This is a genomic window from Thiocystis violacea, from assembly GCF_016583565.1.
In the GTDB taxonomy this organism is placed as follows: domain Bacteria; phylum Pseudomonadota; class Gammaproteobacteria; order Chromatiales; family Chromatiaceae; genus Thiorhodococcus; species Thiorhodococcus violaceus_A.
Genome location: NZ_NRRF01000243.1, coordinates 1 through 688, shown reverse-complemented (window position 1 = coordinate 688; position 688 = coordinate 1). Strand labels below are relative to the sequence as shown.

Here is a 688-nt window from a genome sequence, read left to right as displayed (position 1 = left end):
TTCAGGGTCCAACGGGTGTGCGACATGTGTTGTGCAGCGAGCGCTCAATCGAGGAGCCGGATGCGGTAGTCCCGCACGTCCGGATCTGTGGGAGCCGCGGGTGCGTAAGCACCCGCGGCCACCCGGTGCGAGGTGTTCGAGATCGTCCCGGCCAGTGGGCCGGAAGCCGAGATAGTTGCGAATCAGGCGGCGGTGGCGCCGGCCTTGGCGGCCGAGCCCGTCATAATCGGACAGGTGTTCCGCCGGGATACCCAATTGGGCAGCCAGAAGGGTGACGCCCCGGGCGGCTGGCGTTTCATCATGCTCGGGAAATCGGCCTGTGGTCTGCATGAACTTGAGCTGGACAGCGCATCCCAGGCGTCCTGGACCGGTCATACCAGCCAACAGGGTCAATTCGTCCGCAGAGAGGGTCCAGCGGTCTTCCTCGTCATCCCATGATGGAGTCACGTTCCGCCTTGGTCGCCAAGGGGGCGAGAATAAGAAGAGGAACGTTCAGTTTAGACCATACAGCATTAGTCTTTGCTTATATGTCCTCATATTGCAGCTTCGCTCACACTGGACCAAATTGCTTGAGATCCGGGCGGTGATCTTTGCTGTAGCCATGCGTGATCTTGAACGGCGCAGGTTCCTCGCCAGCGTTGGGGTACTCGCCGAAGACAGTCACTGACGTCGTATCGAAGTGCACGTG

General features: G+C 60.5%; 1 protein-coding gene. It reads right to left on the bottom strand.

Going from position 1 to position 688, the window contains the following annotated elements; genetic code table 11:
• Window positions 1–375, bottom strand: a 375-nt coding sequence (locus tag CKO23_RS26660) for a DUF4158 domain-containing protein (RefSeq protein WP_346014687.1), incomplete at its 3' end; no start/stop codon positions are given.
• Between the last annotated feature and the right edge of the window lie 313 nt (window positions 376–688).